This is a genomic window from Desulfosporosinus hippei DSM 8344 (assembly GCF_900100785.1).
GTDB classification, from domain to species: Bacteria; Bacillota; Desulfitobacteriia; order Desulfitobacteriales; family Desulfitobacteriaceae; genus Desulfosporosinus; species Desulfosporosinus hippei.
The window spans coordinates 100,913-119,274 of record NZ_FNCP01000005.1 but is presented as its reverse complement, the minus strand read 5'-3'; the positions used below and the strand labels follow the sequence as shown (position 1 = coordinate 119,274).

Genomic DNA, 18,362 nt, shown 5'->3' with positions numbered 1-18,362 from the left:
ATAAAAGAAGTGTCAATTTTTAAAGGAGGTATTTTTTGTGAACGAAAGCACAGCTAGTAAATGGGTTAAAGTTTTACCCGGACTTTTATTTATGTTTGTTATTGCTTTGCTAGCCATGGGGACAAAAACTTTAGGTGGTGAGTGGGCTGGTCTAGAAGGATGGATTAAAACTAACTCGAAATTCTTAGGGGATGTACTGAAAATCAACCACGTTATTATAGTTATTATCATTGGAATGGTGATTCGAAATACTATCGGAATTCCTTCTTGGGCTCAGGCAGGGGTAAAAACATCCCGTATATTCATTAAAATGGGTGTTATTCTGCTTGGATCACTTTATAGTCTTGCCGAATTAGCTACGTTAGGTTCTACTTCGATCTTATTAATTGCAACATTCATGTTTTCAACAATTATTTTCACCATGTGGCTCGGTAAGAAGTACAATATGCATCCCGGTTCTGCTGCTTGTCTGGCTGCCGGTGCCGGCGTATGTGGTGTATCCGCCATCGTCGCTGTTGCCCCTGCCGTTAAAGCTAGAGGGGAAGATATAGCCTACTCAATCGCCACAATTCTATCATTTGGAATTGTTTGTCTATTTACCTTCCCAATCCTGGGACACTTAATGGGATTGACCCCTGAGCAGTTCGGAATGTGGGCAGGTACCGGTATCTTGAACTCTGGACAAGTATTAGCGGCTGCCCTTGCCTTTGACCCTGGTACCGCTGATGTGCCTTCCATTAGCTTAAAAGTAGGCGAAATCTACAACTTAACCCGTGTTGTGTTCTTACCTCTAGTTGTTCTGTTAATCACGATTCTTTATGCGCGTATGTCGGATGACAAAACCGTAGGTACTGCAGCTAGTGCAGGAAAAACCTTCTTTAGCAAATTTCCGTTGTTCGTGCTTGGTTTTATCGCAACAGTTACTTTAACTTCCTTCGGTGCTTTTGGTTCTACTCATCCTGTTTCGCCAGATCTAAAAGCTTTTCGTGACATTTACAGCTGGTTCTTCTCCATCGGTCTTACTGGCTTAGGCTTGCAAATCTCCTTTGGTGAAATGAGAAAAGCCGGAGGAACTCCATTGGTTATCGGTTCCGTAGCAGGTTTCCTGAAGGCTGCACTTTCCTTGGTCGTTGTGCTGTGGCTCTTTTAATACTAGTTCCCTATTGAGGACTAATACTCTAAAGGAGGTAATGATATGTCAGAGAAAAAAGAAGAAAAACAATTATCATTATTTAGTAATGATAAACACGAAGATTTAGTAGCTATTTTTGGTGCTGCCCTTGTCATGATCCTGGTTTTAATTCTTTAAGTAAGAAAGAAGGTTTCCGATGAACGGTCAAATTCTATTGATTACCGATGGCTCACCTTCTGCGGACACTGCTGGTCAAATGGCAACCGAGATGTCTCTAGCTTTAAAGCTACCTTTAAGGGCGGTCTTCATTTTAGATGAAGGATGGAACAACTTTTTGGGCGATGAATGGATTAATACATCTTCAACGAGGATGAGATTTTTTCATTGGTTTGAAGACGGAATTCATAAACACTCCCAAGAAGTGTTAGCGGAGGTTACTGAAAAGGTCAAGGGACATGGGGGGCACGTTGAAACCGAAATAAAGATTGGTAAGACAGAAAAGGTCATTGTTGAGCTGACCGCTGAAGTGGAAACCGCCTTATTAGTTCTGCCCAATCCTTACGCAACCGCTCTGGCTGCTACGGCTGGCCTTAGATTCAACCTTAATTCTTTGTCTAAAAAGGTGAAATGTCCCATTTATATTGGTCCCCAATAATAGACGCCTTCTGGTGTCTTTCTAAGATTTGTTTTTGAAGGCTGAATAGAATTATCACCCTCCCACTTAAAAATGGAAGGGTGATAATTTTTATATGCTAAGGTTAAAGTGCGTGGTGATCTTTTACCTGATTTGAAGCTGACTTATGATGAAGAGTCAAGGTGTTAAAAATGTTATTGTTCCTTAATGAGAAGATAACTAGTTTTCGCATGATTTTTTCTTTCATAGAAGAAGGCCTTTGAAGATTTAGTCTCTCGAGGTAAGGTCTGCTAGATGCAGGAATAGGCCTAAAGAACTCTTTTATTAACCCTGTAGCCATTTTCAGGCGGTTACCGTTGGCAAGTTTCTTCAAGCCTTTTAGCGCTCCTCCTAAAGCTATCTCAATCTCAGTCAAATCTGTCCCGAATGGGAATGGTTGAAATATTCCTTGCGACTGATATGGTTTGAGTAAAGCAGTGATCTTTTCGGGAGTATTATTTCTGTATTCCTGTGGGATTTCGTAATCCTTGGGAATTTTTCCGGCTTTTTTTGCTTGATCTAAGAGCTTGTTTTGAAATCTAGAATCAGCCACCTTAATTAACTCAGCAATAACTTCTTTTTCTGGTTTGCTTCGAACGTCAGCGATACCATACTCTGTGACAATAATATCTCTTAAATGCTTGGGAACGGAGCAATGGCCGTAGCTGAAAACAATATTTGACTTAAGACTCTTACCTGAACCCTTGGTGCTTTTAATCATCATAATAACTCTAGCATCGGGTAAGGCATGCCCCATTGCGACAAAATTGTATTGCCCTCCGATTCCGCTTATGACTCGGCCGTCTTCAAGTTGATCTGAAGCTATAGCCCCAAGAACAGTTGATACCATGCCTGTATTGACAAATCGAGCATCTTTTCGCTGCAGGGCTCTTAATTCTTCCCCTCCATAAAGCTGATTTACCTTATCAACCCCAGACATCCCAAATAGCTTTCTTTCATCTTCACTCATATCATTAAGGGCTTGGTAGAAGGCCTTTGGCCCAACAAAGAATGCACCAATTATAACTTGACCACCTAATAATTCTTGGCCTAATAGCTTTTGAATTTGATTCCGGCCTTTTTCGTCGCTCATATCTGTAGAATACGGAGCACCTTGATCAAGAATAATACCATTTTCATAAATTAGGCCTTGCTTTAAAATGCCAAACTGTGTAAGGAACTTAAAATCTTCTTCAGAGAGCCTAGAGTTAAGCGCTTTAAGTGTAATTAGTTGATCAATAATGTCAGGAGGTATGTGATCTGAAGCAAGCCTACCTTCATTGATCAATTTCATTATGGGAACGCTTTCATAAACTTTTCTTTTTAGAATTTTACTTTTATACATCTGCATAAAGGCATCAACAAACATCTCCGATGAACCGTAAAGCCCTTTTTGGAAAACTCCTATACCTCCCCAGTTATCGATCAATTGCCTGTATCGTTGCTTAATTCCCGATTTTTGGAGGACATCTTGATATAATTCGTTATGTTCATTACGCATAATGAGTCCTGATACAATCGCGTCCCCAAGAGCCCCAATCCCAACTTGTATGGTTCCACCATCTTTTATCAGGGTGCTTACATTGATACCAATCATATGATCAGAAAGAGCAACCGGATCTTTTGGCGGACAGAAGAGCTCGTAGTTAAATTGTGATCCTTGCAGAATTATGTCATAGGAATCAGCTTCAACAACGGCATCTCCATACATAAAGGGCATATTTATATTGGCTTCTCCAATAATCGCAACTTTTTTGCCCTGTGCTTTTAAACATTTGAACTCGTTTATTGCTGCAATACAAACATCTGTATTACAACCCATTGAGTACATATTTTTTCCATTAAATTCACGGGGACTAATTAACTGAGCGAAAACATTTGCCCCCAAGGCTAAAGCGTCACGAATAGCATGGGTATAATTTGTTGCAAGATGATTTTGCTGAGCAACAGGGCTATTTAAATATCCTCCGGCTTTGCTGAAAAATTCAAATATCTCAACGTTTTTTGGCAGCTTTCCAGCTCTGAAATCAAGGATGAAATCGAATTCTGGGACACCGGCAAAAACTCTATCTGCTAAAGGACCTAAAAATCGCCTTTCTAAATCCGTATGTCCTTTAGGTTTTTCTAGCGTAAGTGCAGTAATGATTTTTAGATTGATCTCGGAGTTCTCCTTTGCCTGCCGATAGAGTTCATTTGTGAATATGACGGGTTTTCCTAGGGCCAGAGGTATACTAAAAATAACGTTTTTCCCAACATAATTAATAACCTCGGTAACACATTTTTTTACGTCATCATAAATTAATCCCTGTTTTTGATACATTATTGTCGCCTGCCATTTCATTTTAAAAATTGGGTTAAAGTACCCCCGAAAGTGAAATTTTCGACGAAAGATATATCTGCGAATAAAGTGGATATCTTTATAAGGACTGAAAGAAGGGAAATGAATCCAAATTCATTTAATTGAATATTATCACAAGTTTGATAATAATGTATATAATAATTAATCAAAATTATATAATAAATTTCGAGTATTTAACGCATTATGAATCGACTCTTACCTTACTAGACTCACCTTCATAAAAAGGGTAAGCCTGGTATGTAAAGGTACGGGGAGCGATGAACTATGCAAAAAAGCGACTGCAAACCAGTCGCTTAAAAAAATTCCCTATCTTTTTCTAAATCCCATAAATGAGTCCTTAAACATCTCTTCGTTGGCTCCTAAAGCGTTAACATGGTGCATATATTTGAAAACATATAGCAAAAGAACGTGTGAAAAAATTGCAAACATAAATGTTTCAGGGATACTCCATCCCGGTAGAGATATCCGTTCAAGGGAAACTGCTGTAAGGTTCATCAAGGTTGCCCATAACGTAAAAAAAATGACGATCCATATCTGATAGCTAGAAAATCGCCATAACAGATAACCAAAAATTGTAGTAACAGCAAACCAACTGATAGAGAAGAAAACCGGAATATTGTAGATCATAAAAATATCTGCTTCAAAGATCCAGCGCTTCAAGATATTTACTGCAATTATTTGGACTATCCATGTATACACAAATCCACCTAAAAAAGAAAACAACATTAGTTTCTTAATATAATAGGGTGGTATAAAAAATAGAACGAGTGACCAATAGGCAACTGCTTGTGTTAGCCAATATAGATCCATGAGTTGAGACACCTCCTGATAATATTATGCTTTTAAAACTAAATTTTTATGATTATATTTTGGACTGGAGGACAATTAACATCGTAAGCTAGTTATACATATGCTAGAAAAAAAGGAGGGCTAAACTTGCACAATAAAAACATAGGTGATGGACAATGGAAATGTCCTTTATTAAGAATGGGTTCGACAGGAGCCGATGTAAAAAGGTTACAGACTAAGCTATTGGAGGCGGGATTTTCGCCAGGAAAAATTGACGGTATTTTTGGCTCATTAACCAGGTCGGCTGTTCTAGCTTTTCAGAAGAGCAGAAATCTTGCTCAAGATGGAATTGTTGGAAAGATGACCTGGACTGCGCTAGGGGTAAATTGTAATTCGCCTACCCCACCGGTAAATCATTGTCCGACTCTTGTACAAGGAAGTACCGGACCGGCTGTTGTTGACCTTCAAAGTCGCCTAAAAGCAAGAGGATTTTACGCAGGAAACATTGATGGAATCTTTGGACCCATTACTCGTGCAGGCGTTATAGCATTTCAACAAAGTGCTGGGCTAGCTCAAGATGGAATTGTCGGTAAAATGACCTGGACTGCACTTGGGGTGAACTGCGGTACCCCTACACCGCCCCCACCGGTGAACCACTGTCCAACTCTCCAAGAGGGCAGTAATGGTCCTGCAGTTGTCAAACTTCAGGGATTGTTGAAATCGAAAGGGTATTATTCGGGAAATGTGGATGGAATCTTTGGCCCTATTACGAAAGGAGCAGTTCTGTATTTTCAGGAGTGTATGGGCTTAGTTCAAGATGGAATAGTAGGTATTAAGACTTGGACTGCTTTAGGTGTTAACTGTTATTATTAAAATAGGCAAAGCAGTGACCCCCATTCCTTATCGAGGAGTGGGGGTCATCCCTATGAGGCTGCAGGGATGTTCAAATCATAAGATATAATAATATGCATAAGATGGAAATATTAACCACATTGTAATATAATTATCCTAATTAATTTTATAGATAATGTCGACGATGAAGCATCCTGCACGTTTGGTAATTCTATAAAGAGGGTTGAAAGAAGTGATTTGATGATGGATCCTCAGACACAGGCCATCTCTAAGGTAACAGGAATGTTCTTAGATAAAGATCTCGAAAGACGATTTGAGGAGTCCTACTTAAATCGATCTAAAAACCAGCTTCGAAGAATTGCTCAAGCCATTGGAATACTTTTTTTTATTTTTATATTCTATGATTTTTCTGCTAACAAATCTAATGAAAATTTGGTGATAATTTGCATATGCCGCTTTTTATTTCTTTTCTTAGCAATTTTCTTTTATTATCGATTAGAGTTTTTTCTTGAATCTTCTGCATTTTTTAAAATTACAATTTATGAACTTCTTTATATAAATCTTTTTTATATAATTGTCTTTGTGTATGAAACGTCTCATTTCCTAATCCAAGCTTTTGCAATTAATGTAATTATTTTTGGAGTTTTCTTCTTAATACCGAACATTCTTCATTACAGGATTTTTATTGCATTGTACACTTTAGCAGGATTCCTAGTTGTAACAATGAGTAAGGCATACGCCGGTTTTCACTGAATTTATTGCTATTTACAGCTATTTATTAATAGCAATACTTATAAACACCATTTCGGTATACAGTCTAGGAAAATATATGCGACTTGACTATGCATACAAACAATACTTTAAAGAACTATCAACTAAGGATCCTTTAACTAATACATATAATCGTTTAAAATTTAATGAATCCTTAAGCAGTGAGATTGAACTTGCCAAAAGGTATGGGAATACTTTTTCACTAATAATGTTCGATATAGATCATTTCAAAAATTTTAATGATAAAAGAGGGCATAGTTTTGGAGATAAGATTCTTGTAGAGGTCTCCAACTTAGTTAAAGAATCGATTAGAGGAGTAGACATCTTCGCTCGATGGGGGGGCGAGGAATTTGTCATTCTGCTGCCGCACACCGTTAGCAATGAGGCCACTGCCCTTGCGGAAAGATTGAGAAGGGCTATTTATAAAGCGTCATTAAAAAAGGAAATGCCTCTAACTTGTAGCTTTGGAGTAACATCGTTTTATGGCCATGACAATCAAGATGTAATTATGGAAAGGGTTGATAGAGCATTATACAAGGCCAAGGAAAGTGGCAGAAATATTGTCGTTACTGAATTGTACAATCTTAAACGACAATGTTCTCGATGATTTATATTAAATTGTATTATATTAATTCGAGGTTTTTTCTAATTTCTGTATAAACGTTACTGCAATCATAGACTTGCTGGCAATAAGAGTTATGTTGGCTTGCGATATTGATCCCAAAGGCCAAAGGATATAGGATAATGCTTGCGAAAATGGGAGAAGGTAATCTCGAATAGCTGATAGATATTTCTAGGGTTGCAAGAGGTTTGCTTTTTTAAAATAAGCTCAATATTTGAAGGCTTTTGAGAGTCTGTGTCGAATATAGTAATTAACGGTATTGTGAAAAATTCTAAAGAAAAAATAAGGAAATTATAAGTAGGAAATTTTGCTCGTGCGGGGGTATTAGAAAGAGTGAAAAAATTTGAGGCTTATCAGATTATAGCTTCGGAGATCCAGAAGTTTTTTAATGAAGATGTTGCGGTTACCCTTTTTGATACTGAAAAAATTGTTGCTTATTACCCGGGAAAGACAATTGACACAAAAGCTAAGATTGGCAGCCCACCGACCCCAGGTTCTAATGTGTTAGAGGCTCTTAAAAGTGGAAAACGAGTAGTAAGGCGCGTATCGAAAGAACTATTTGGTGTTCCCTTTGTTGGTATTGCTCTTCCAATCTTCGACGACTCAAAGCTCGCAGGTTGTCTGGCGATTGCTTGTTCCCTTGAACTTTATGATAGTCTCTTGGAAACTGGTCAGGAAATACTTGATGCAGTAGTAACAATTTCTTCTTCAGCCCAAAATCTTTCAAGTGCTACGGAAGAATTAGCAGCAACAATACGGAACATGAACGATGAGACTAAACAAGTTAATCTTGAGATGCAGAAAACCAATGAATTAACTCAGGAAATAAAGAAAATTTCCAAACAAAGCAATATCCTCGGAATTAATGCGGCCATCGAAGCTTCCCGAGCTGGGGAACATGGTAGGGGATTTGCAATAGTATCAGAGGAGGTCAGGAAGCTCGCGACAGATACAGATGCTTCTACCCACGCAATTGAAAGTAACGTTAAGGAAGTGCAATCTTCAGTAGGGCTTTTAATTGAAGCTATAAAACAGCTTACCGAGGCGACTGAAGGCCATGCCAATGATGTAACGGAAATAGCTAATACTTTAGTGAGAATTGAAAGTATGGCTAAAAGACTTCTCGAGTTGGGACGATCCTAAATCATTCCTGTTTATGGTATCTCCTAATATTAAAAATGACTCCTCTCGGTTTAGATTGCTGTAAGTCTGTTTTACAACTCTTAACCGATGGAAGTCATTCATTTAGCTTCCAATTAGATTCCTCCCGTTTTGGGGGAATCTTTTTTGTCTTTCTTTGTAGAGGTAAGATGTTCACATTTTAGGAACATCTAAATAATTGTCAAAGTCAACTTCCTAATCTCCTAAATTATCAAAAAAAAATCTAATATTCGTCAATGTTACAAAGGATATTGTCAGGTTTTGTTGAATAATACAGTAGAGCAATGGGAGGGAGTGATCACTCTCCTTAAGACAATTTTGTGAGGAATAGCTTTTTGGATTGAGAGTTGTTCGGTGACTAAATTATGCTAATCAATGGATTGATCATTAAGGAGGAAGAAACAATGGAAAAAAGATTATCAAGACCACCGATCGATTCAAGTTCAAGAAATGAGAGATTGGAATCGAATGTTTCAGCAGATATGGGTCAGAAGAGGGATTTGGCAAAGCGCCGGGCGATGGACAAAGTGCGAGCGCGCACCATGGCGAAACAACAACAGTTGGCTGAACGTATCGCCACGGCGACGGAGCAGTTAGCATCGGGGATCGATGAGGCAAGTAGTGCAGCTGCTGAATTAGGCTCGGCAATGGCCCAGGTAGCGACCGGAGCCGATGAGGCAGCATCGGCAGCTGAACAATCCAGAGCGGCGATCAACCAGATTCAGAAGGCGGCAGTAATAGCCAATGATTTAGCCAAAGATTCCTTAGATCGCACCAATTCAGCTCAAGCCCTAGTCAAGTCGACCTCAAATGACATTGATAAGTTGGTTGATGGGATTAAAGAGGCGGCTGAAACCAATTTTGAATCAACTAAGCTGGTGGCTGACCTAGAACAGCAATCCAAGGAAATTGGGAATATTGTGGACGCCGTCGTGCGGATTGCTGATCAAACGAATCTTTTAGCCCTTAATGCAGCGATTGAAGCAGCTCGTGCAGGTGAACATGGGCGGGGTTTTGCAGTTGTAGCCGACGAGGTGCGAAACTTAGCGGAGATTTCTGAGAAATCAGCTCGTGATATTCGGGAACTAGTCAATGAAATTCAAGATAATGTAAAAGTGGTGGTTCAAGATGTCGAGGAAGCGGGCAATGTTGCTAATACTGAAGTGGAGCGAGGAAAGAAGATCACAGAAGATCTTCTTATAATTGGCACAGAAATGGCTCAGGTTCAAGCGGGGGTTACTGAAGTTACGCAAAACGCTAAAACGACCAACGAGGGTTCCAAAGACTTTTTAGGGATGTCTGAGCAAATTGCTGCTGCGGCAGAGGAGCAAGGAAGCGCAGCAGAAGAGGTTAATAAATCCGTCGCTGAACAAAATAAGGCCTTTAACGAGATGGGAACGGCGGCCAATGAATTGGCGCAAATGGCGGAGCAATTAAAGGTTTCCACGGATTCTCAAAAAACGTCTGAAGAATTAGCTGCAGCAGCGGAGGAATTATCGGCCAATGTTGAGGAAGCGAATAGTGCCTCCCAGCAGATTATGGTTGCCATGGTACAACTAGGTAAAGGTGCTCGTATTCAGGGGGAGTTGTCGATTTCTGGGGCAGAACTTGCTGAACGATTGGTTGTAGCCGCTACTCAGATGAAAGTGCGTTCTGAAGAATCAGTTGAAAAGGTGAATGAGCTTCAATCCTTATTAGGAGGCAACAAAAAGGCTGTCGACGAAATGATCTTTGGCATCACAAAGTCCTCCGAAGCGAGCATGGCCTCCGCCCAGAACATTAAGATTCTGGAAGATACCACTCGCAAAATCGATAAGATTGTCGATGCTATTGTCAACGTTACTATTCAAACAAATATGTTGGCGGTCAATGGATCGATTGAAGCAGCTCGAGCTGGGGAGTTTGGGCGGGGTTTCTCGGTGGTTGCAGGTGATATTCGCACTCTCGCCAATGAGTCGGCGGATAATGCGGATAAAATCAAGGACTTAGTCAGAAATATCCAGAATCAAATCCAAAAAGTCACCGGTGATATTGAACTTTCGGCCAAGACAGCGACTCAGGAAGTATTGAATGCTAAAAAATCTACCCAAAATCTCAATGTAATAGAAGAGAATATGAACATTATTTTAAAGGGAGTAAAAGAAGTTTCCAAGGGGTCTGAGGAATCGTTAGTGGCTCTGGAACAAGCTAGAAAGGGTGTTGATCAAATTGCCACTGCTGCCCAAGAGGCGGAGAAAGCTGTGACTGAATCGAACACAGCAGCCCAAGAGCAAGCAAAAGGAATGCAAGAACTTGCCGAGGCCATTGAAGAGATCTCGGGATTGGCGGATGAATTACAGACAATGTAATTTGATTTGCTCATAAGGAGGAAAAAAATATGGCTGAAGCGCTTAATAATCTAACAGAAGTTTTGGAAGAGCGCCAGTTGGTGACCTTCTATCTAGGACAGGAAGAGTTTGGGGTCGACATCATGAATGTCCGTGAGACGATCCGATTTACGGAAGTGACAAAGGTTCCCCAAACCCCTGATTATGTCGAGGGAATCTGCAATCTTCGAGGAAGTATCCTTCCCATCATTGATGGACGTAGTCGGTTTGGTATGGAACGACGTGCGAGAGACGAGCGAACACGGATTTTGGTCGTCGATGTCAACGGGCGAGTCACAGGAATTGTAGTGGATCGGGTCTCAGAAGTTTTGCGCGTTAATGTCAACGATCTAGAGCCTGCTCCGGCGGTGATACGAAATGTAGAAGCGGACTACCTAGATGGAGTGGTTAAGCTTAGCGGTGGAAAGCGTTTAATCATGGCGCTCAATCTCAAAAAAATCCTTACAGTTGATTTAGTAGATGCTATTCAAGCACAGGTCACGACAACAACTGTTCTCGAACAAACGAAGAGTAGTGCTGTGGATTTGGAAGAGGAACAGCTCGTCACGTTCCTGCTGGGAGATGAGGAATACGCCTTTGATATCATGCATGTTAAGGAAATCATTCGTGTGCCTGAGATTACCGCTGTGCCAAATGCCAGTTATTATATTGAAGGGGTTGTTTCTATTCGAAACCACCTTTTGCCCATCGTCAATATGCGCACTTTTTTTGGCATGGAGGATGCTGCGATTACCGATCAATCCCGAGTGGTAATCATTGACCTAGGTAATACTTCAGCAGGCTTTAAAGTGGATCGGGTCATGGAAGTGATCCGCGTGCCCAAAAACGTGATTGAACCCCCACCAGTTGTTTTTTCATCGAGCGAGTCAGAGCAAATTCGAGGGGTCGCAAAGCTGAATCAAGGGGCTCGCTTACTGATGTGCCTGAATGCCCAGAATCTCTTGTCAGCCGCTATTGTGAAAGAGTTGATTGGCGAAACTGAGGAGTGCATAGAAGACAAACTAGAGAAGCAATTGATGGAAGAGGAGCAACTAGTGGCTTTCCGTCTAGGAAACGAAGAATTTGCGATCAAAATTACGGATGTCCAAGAAATTAATCGCTATACGGAAGTGGTTCGAATGCCTGGAACCCCTGCTTATTTTGACGGCTTGGTCAATTTACGTGGCAATATCATCCCAGTAGTAAATCTGAGACGTCGCTTTAATTTGACCGAACGAGCCAACGATGATTCAACTCGAATTATTATTGTCGATGTTGGCAACCAAAAGAATGGCGTCGTGGTGGATTCCGTTTCGGAGGTCTTACGCTTTGATCGCAGTTTAGTGGAAGAAACACCGAAAATTTTATCCAATGACTTGGATACCAAGTATATCAATGGTGTCTGTAAGCTGAATAATGGTAAGCGAATGGTCTTAATCTTAGATTTACAACATGCCTTGAAAGTAGGATAAATGATAGGAAACCAGATTATCAAAGGGAAAAGGTGGGCGAAGGGTAACTGATCCCGCCTTTATCCTGTTAAATCATTTCATGTCATGGGGAGCCTCTATGTTGGATAATTGTCTCGCTGCTATTCAGAAAAAACTTAAGAGACTATGTTATGAATTGCTTATAGCGCTTGATTGCGACGCTCCAGACCTCGCGGCTCTGAAGGCCTTGTATCTAAGAATACTGAGTATTTACGATGAACTAGTTGAGTCCCCCGGGAGCACTGTTCCTGTGGGGATGGAAAACGTTTTTATGAACTTTTGTAGAGTATTTGACCAAGTTCTTCATTCTCTGGCACTACCGAGTCAGAAGGGAAATGAAAAACCTCCTCGAAGGATCATCGACCATCCAATTTATGCTTGCCTTTGTTCCTTTAGCCAGATGATGGTGTGCTTAAGAGCAGAGGCTGAAACAAGCGTGTCTCCTAGGATCTGTTCGAGCGTTAAACCGTTAAGTCATGAACCATCAGGAGAAAAACTGCTGGAGGACGCAGCTTCAGAAGAAGCGGAAGCAGAGGAAATAGTTGAACCAGAAGAAATAAAAAACGAAATAGACCTCAAGCGGGAATTTGCTCAACTGATAGACCTGTTAGGGGAATTGAGGATGAGCAGGAATGTTTTTCAGTACTTGTCCCGTCAAGCTCTTCTAGAGCATAATTTGCCAACTTTTTCGAAAAAAATTAAGTCTAAGGGACTCCAGTTCCAGCATGTGTTGGAGCGTGTCGAAGAGAATGTCCTGGGGCTATGCCAGCGCTACCCAGATCTTGTCATTCAAAAGCAAAAAGTTTTACCGATTAAAGTGGGTAGACAAGCCTTTATTATCGGGGTCAATCAGGTGCTTGAAGTGATTAAGGTTTCTAGAAAGGATCTATTCAAAAGGCGGGGGCATTTCTTCTCTCATTTCCGAGGCGAAACCTTAGGTGTTATATTTTTATCGGATTTTTACGGATCAACCACTATTCAGAAAATGGAGGTTAGGGGCATTGTTGTGATTTCGAATGGTAACACGAAGCTGGGCCTTGCCGTAGAGCATTGGTCGAAGGAACAAGAGGTACATGTAAAACCCCTATTGGATATTTTCGTTGGCAATCGAGAGATAGCGGGAGCCGCTGTCCTGGAGAACGGTCAGATTAGCCTAATGTTAGATGGGCTAGCCCTCATTAAGAGAGCAACGTTAGAACAAGAGTAGGGAGGATTAGAACAATGAATGTGAAGACCGAAGCGTATAAAATCTTGGTGGTGGATGATTCTCCCTTTATTCCAAGCCAATAATAATGATCACTTCATGCTTGCAAAACATATCTTCGGGTGTAGCATAGTCTTCCTTTTCGATTCCTTCGCTACCTATTTGAGAGAGTACGTTCGTGATTCCCTTCGCAAACGATGCTAGATAATCCCTCATATGCCCTGGATATAAGAGGAAGTATCGTTTTGCGGAATGTCGCCAAGCTCGGCCCTCAATATTGCTAGTACCATGATGGGTGGGATGGCGATTGCCGAGCTCATGATATGGACAGAAGTGCTATATGTGAATTTGCCAATATGGCGGCGGGTGCTTGTGTTACGTCCCTGCCCCAGGAATGAAGGTAGATATTACACCACCGACCATGGTAATAGGGACTAGAATGGCGTTGATGATGGGCTCCTACGACGTGTTATTAACGAATGCTACCACGCCCCAGGGAGAAATTGAATTGCGTCTCGGAATAGAACAATAACGAGTTATGTGGGTGCTCTGATGAAGCTCTTTGAGGTAGATATTAATTAATGAGAGTTAGATCAGATTAAGATAAGGGTGAGAAATATGAGCGAAAAAATTCGAGTTCTCATCGTCGACGATTCAGCAATGATGCGACGAGCAATAAAGCAAATTTTAGAGACCGATTCCAAGATCGACGTGGTTGGGAGCGCCAGAGATGGAGAGGATGCTTTAAAGAAAGATGCAGAATTTATTCCTGACGTGATCACGATGGATATCAATATGCCGGTGATGGACGGAGTCACCTCCATGATGCACTTATTAGAACAACACCCTGAGGTACGCATTATCATGCTGAGTTCGTTGACTCAAGACGGAGCCATGACAACGTTTGAAGCGTTGGAATTAGGGGCTTTTGACTATGTTGCAAAACCCTCAGGCACGGTATCAGCCAATCTCCATGTCATCGGAAAAGAATTAATCGAAAAGGTTAAGGCAGCAGCTCGAACGAAGCGGACTCTGCGCCAAACGAGAGAGCGTTCTGGGTTGGTCAAAAAGCCGATCAAAGAGGCAGTCGCTGTCAAGAAGTTAGTTAAATCGCAGTTAATGGATGGAATCCCCGCATTTCGAAAGGTGGTTGTGATAGGAGTATCGACAGGTGGGCCTGCTACTTTGATGGAGATTATCCCACAACTGCCAGCAGATCTTGATGCGGCGGTGGTCATCGTTCAACATATGCCCCCCATGTTTACGGGTTCCTTCGCCAAACGGTTGGATGAACATAGTCAAATTTCTATTACCGAAGGAAAATCTGGAGATGTCTTGACCAAAGGATGCGCGTATGTCGCCCCTGGAGGAATCCATTTTGTTATTCGTAAGAATTTTTCTCGAGATGAGTGGCAGGTTCGTCTAACCACGTTACCCGAAAATACGCTCTTTATGCCTTCGGTGGATGTCACGATGAACTCCATTGTGGAGGTGTTTGGGCGTCGAACGGTGGGAGTGTTATTGACTGGGATGGGTTCGGATGGAGCTGATGGTATGGTGGCAATTCGGCAGGCAGGAGGGGTTACTATTGCAGAGGCTGAATCAACTGCGGTGGTTTTTGGTATGCCTCGTGAGGCCATAGAACGCGGTGGCGCTGAGATTGTTGTTCCGTCCTACCAGGTGGCAAAGGAAATTGTGAAAGCAATCAGGCGGGCTTAAGAGATTCCGAATAAAAGTTATTACTTTAGTCTTTTAGAGGTCATCTAAAATAGAGAATTCGGGATTGAAGATTAAGGAGAAAACTATGGAACTTAACGTAGCAAAGCAGATTAATAGTAAGCAGGAAGCTGAGCGTTGTGTAGCGGTTGATGAATTGGCAAAGCAAGGACATTTAAGTGCGATCATCCTCTTAGTTGATCAACTAGAGAAAGAAACGTCCTACTATGTTCGTCGGCGTTTGATTAAGGCTCTGGGAGGGCTTCAGAGTTCTCGAACAGGACTTATCGCCGCGAGGCTTTTTATTTCCCCAGAAACCCATGTCCGGAATGCAGCGGTAGAAGTAATGCAGGCGTTGCAAGAGTTTGCCATACCTACGATTGAAACCTTGATGACAGACCCCTCTCGAGATATTCGGAAGTTATCCGTTGATGTTTTGGACAAAATCCCAGGAGAGAAAGCGTTTTCCCTCATCCTTGAAGGACTGAAGGATACTGAACCCGTGATTGTCAGTGCCTGTGTTGAAGCACTAGGGAGAAAAAGGGATCAGCGGGCCTTAGCACCTCTACTGGAACTTCTTCAAACCTCGAAGAACCTCTGGATTTCCTTCAGTGTTATTGAAGCGTCGGCGATTTTGGGTGATCCCCGGGTTCTGGAGGAGCTTTATCGGCACATTGACCAGGCGCAATGGGGGAAACAAGATAGAGCTTTATTGTTTGGGATATGGGCTTTTACCGTTGGTCAGTTAGGGGATACCCAGTGGCTACCAAAAATTTGGGAAATGTTAGAGAGTGGGGAACTTTCTGAAGATGCTGTAGTGGAAGTCCTCGTGAGCTTCTACCTGCGACGCATAACCTGGGAACAAGAAGATCCTTTGTTAGAAGAGATTCTACGCAGGCAACTTATAAAGCTGGAGAATGTTAAGCTGAATTCGGTGGCTCATCTGGCGCTACTAAAGAGTCCGCAAATTTTCTATCAGTATTTACCGCGCCTCATAGATAATGTTAAGGATGAGGAAGCCACCATGGGGGAATTTCTTCAGGAAATGATCCGTTCCAAGCCTTCAACAGAGCAACTCAACGGACTTCTACTAGGAGCCAGTGATAAGTTAGCTAAATTCGTCTTAAGGATGAGTGAGATTTGTCAAATTCCGATAGAAATCGAAACTCTGATCAAATTAGCGAGTAGATCAGATCACGAAATTGTTCAGAAAACAGCTAATGTAGCCTGGCTAAGTGGTCCTCGAGCGGAAGTTTTCTTACAGGGGTTGGTTAAGCATATGGATACTGAAGTGGTTGCTGCAGCAATTAATGGCCTTGGGTTACTTGGAAGTGCTATGGCGAATCCTCTACTACTGGAGGGATTGTCGAACCCCGACCAAATCGTGCGCAAACGAGTCGTGGAAGTACTTTGTAAACGCCCTTCCGTTTGCTTAACGGAGCAAATTGGATCTTTGGCAGAAGAAAGTCCAGAGTATTGTTTGCCAGAAATTTTAGAGGTCGTTGCTGTTTTCGAGCATCCCAGTCTTCAACGGGTCATTCAACGGATTGGAGATGTGGAGGATGAAGCTGTACGAGGGAGAATAGCCAAAAGTGCTCGATTGATTAAAGTGGAAGAACTCTTTCTAAAAGTGATGAAACTTCTTAGTAACGATCCGGCTCCAGAGGTACGCCTCCAAGTAATCTTAAGTTTATCCACGCGGAGGGGCAGCCAAGTTTACACCTTGTTGAGTTACTTGTACCGCTATGAACAGAGTGCCAATAATCGCTACTACATATTAGCCTGCCCGGAAATCTATCAGCATTCCACAACGCTGGAATGGCTGAAGGATAATATCCAGGGATCAGATCCACTGTTGCAGTGGGCAGCCGCCAAAGGGTTAAGTGAAATGGGGGAGATTGGTCGACAATACCTTCAAGAGATCTATCAAGTCGCTGAAAAAACGGACAAGCGTTTAGCGGAAATCATCCATCAGGAGTTGGACAAGAATGGAGGATTAGTTTTATGACTCTAACCCCTGAACTCTATCAGCGCTTCATTGATCTTGTATATAAAAAAACGGGCATTATGTTTGAAGAAAATAAGCGGTATTTTGTTGAACGCCGATTGACGGATCGGGTTGAACAATTGGAAATTGATTCCTTCCGAGACTATTTTTTTATGTTGAAATATTCAAATGACGAGTCAGAGCTTCAGGAAATTACCAATCGGTTAACCATTAATGAAACCTATTTTTTTCGTGACTTTCCTCAACTTCAAGGATTTGCCGAATCCGTTCTGCCGCAAATGATCAAAAGCAAGGAAGCGGCTGGACAACGCACCTTAAAAATATGGAGTGCTGGGTGCGCCACAGGAGAAGAACCGTATACGCTGGCCATTATTCTGATGGAAATGATCCCGGACTTCGAAAAGTGGAAGATTCAAATATTAGGTACAGATATCAATACCCGAGTGCTGGACTTGGCACGTAAAGGTTTATATAATTCGCGCTCGATTAAGGATGTTCCGCTTGATTATCTGGAACGCTACTTTACAAAACGCGGATCAATGTACTCGATGAATTTGAATGTTAAGGGCATGGTGGATTACCGCATCCTTAATTTGAGTGATCAGAGCAAGTTTAGGGATCATCAGAGCTTTGATTTCATTTTTTGTCGCAATGTTCTTATTTATTTTGATACAGCCTCCCGGTTTAAAGTTCTCGATTCTTTTTACAATTCCCTGAGAAGTGGTGGAATCATCTATCTAGGTCACTCAGAGTCTGTCGCGCGAATCACGGAAGCCTTCAAAATGAAGCGCATCCAGGACAACATATATTATTATAAGCCTTAGGAGGGATGAACATGGCCAATGTACTTGTGGTTGACGATTCTACCATGGTCAGAAAGTACCACCAATATTACTTGTCTGGCTTAGGGCACCAGGTTGCAGAGGCTGAGGATGGATACGTAGCTTTGGAAATGTTGCTCTCAAATCACTATGACCTCATCTTAACGGATATTAATATGCCTCGCATGGATGGTTATCAGTTTATTGCCGAAGTGCGTCAGGTACCGCGCTATCAGAACACACCCATTATTATCGTGACCTCCCAAGAGGATGTTCAAGACGCCGATCAAGGAAAGGCGGTGGGCGCGAATTTGATCTTTATCAAGCCAACAGAATTGGAAAAACTGATAGACTGGATTAGCCGCTTATTGGAAGGGGTTGAACCGAAGGAGGGATAA

14 protein-coding genes are annotated in these 18,362 nt (G+C 41.8%); 12 read left to right on the top strand and 2 right to left on the bottom strand.

The genetic code is table 11. The features are described 5' to 3' along the window. Positions 1–37 precede the first annotated feature (37 nt). Entirely contained in the window at positions 38–1,150 is a 1,113-nt protein-coding gene (locus BLS16_RS06280) for a YeiH family protein (protein WP_092331295.1), read from the top strand. Between the two features lie 178 nt (positions 1,151–1,328). After that, positions 1,329–1,787, top strand: a complete 459-nt coding sequence (locus BLS16_RS06275; RefSeq protein ID WP_092331292.1) for a universal stress protein — start codon at positions 1,329–1,331, stop codon at positions 1,785–1,787. A gap of 103 nt (positions 1,788–1,890) precedes the next feature. Here the strand turns inward: BLS16_RS06275 and BLS16_RS06270 are convergent, their stop codons facing one another. Beyond that, positions 1,891–4,125, bottom strand: coding sequence for an acetyl-CoA hydrolase/transferase C-terminal domain-containing protein (locus BLS16_RS06270; RefSeq protein WP_092331290.1), 2,235 nt, complete (start codon positions 4,123–4,125; stop codon positions 1,891–1,893). A gap of 345 nt (positions 4,126–4,470) precedes the next feature. Further along, complete coding sequence (locus tag BLS16_RS06265; RefSeq protein ID WP_092331287.1) at positions 4,471–4,974, bottom strand: hypothetical protein; 504 nt, start codon at positions 4,972–4,974, stop codon at positions 4,471–4,473. Between the two features lie 126 nt (positions 4,975–5,100). Between BLS16_RS06265 and BLS16_RS06260 the strand changes: the two genes are divergently transcribed. From BLS16_RS06260 to BLS16_RS06210, 10 genes are all read left to right on the top strand, one after another. Then, complete coding sequence (locus BLS16_RS06260) at positions 5,101–5,826, top strand: peptidoglycan-binding domain-containing protein (protein WP_242876218.1); 726 nt, start codon at positions 5,101–5,103, stop codon at positions 5,824–5,826. Positions 5,827–6,634: 808 nt separating this feature from the next. Beyond that, complete coding sequence (locus tag BLS16_RS06250; protein WP_092331282.1) at positions 6,635–7,183, top strand: GGDEF domain-containing protein; 549 nt, start codon at positions 6,635–6,637, stop codon at positions 7,181–7,183. Positions 7,184–7,531: 348 nt separating this feature from the next. Continuing rightward, positions 7,532–8,341, top strand: a complete 810-nt coding sequence (locus BLS16_RS24540; RefSeq protein WP_092331280.1) for a methyl-accepting chemotaxis protein — start codon at positions 7,532–7,534, stop codon at positions 8,339–8,341. Positions 8,342–8,763: 422 nt separating this feature from the next. Beyond that, on the top strand, positions 8,764–10,707 hold the full coding sequence (locus tag BLS16_RS06240) for a methyl-accepting chemotaxis protein (protein WP_092331277.1): 1,944 nt from the start codon (positions 8,764–8,766) through the stop codon (positions 10,705–10,707). A 29-nt stretch (positions 10,708–10,736) separates the two neighbouring features. Then, on the top strand, positions 10,737–12,197 hold the full coding sequence (locus tag BLS16_RS06235; protein ID WP_092331275.1) for a chemotaxis protein CheW: 1,461 nt from the start codon (positions 10,737–10,739) through the stop codon (positions 12,195–12,197). 97 nt (positions 12,198–12,294) lie between these two features. After that, positions 12,295–13,422: a chemotaxis protein CheW gene (locus BLS16_RS06230; RefSeq protein ID WP_176786093.1), complete on the top strand. Its 1,128-nt coding sequence runs from the start codon at positions 12,295–12,297 to the stop codon at positions 13,420–13,422. A 615-nt stretch (positions 13,423–14,037) separates the two neighbouring features. Next, complete coding sequence (locus BLS16_RS06225; protein WP_092331270.1) at positions 14,038–15,138, top strand: protein-glutamate methylesterase/protein-glutamine glutaminase; 1,101 nt, start codon at positions 14,038–14,040, stop codon at positions 15,136–15,138. A gap of 85 nt (positions 15,139–15,223) precedes the next feature. Further along, positions 15,224–17,143, top strand: a complete 1,920-nt coding sequence (locus BLS16_RS06220) for a HEAT repeat domain-containing protein (protein WP_092331267.1) — start codon at positions 15,224–15,226, stop codon at positions 17,141–17,143. Further along, positions 17,140–17,967, top strand: coding sequence for a CheR family methyltransferase (locus tag BLS16_RS06215; RefSeq protein ID WP_092331265.1), 828 nt, complete (start codon positions 17,140–17,142; stop codon positions 17,965–17,967). Before BLS16_RS06220 ends, BLS16_RS06215 begins: the two co-directional genes overlap by 4 nt. An 11-nt stretch (positions 17,968–17,978) precedes the next feature. Further along, a complete protein-coding gene (locus tag BLS16_RS06210; RefSeq protein WP_176786090.1) occupies positions 17,979–18,362 on the top strand; it encodes a response regulator in 384 nt (127 codons plus the stop codon).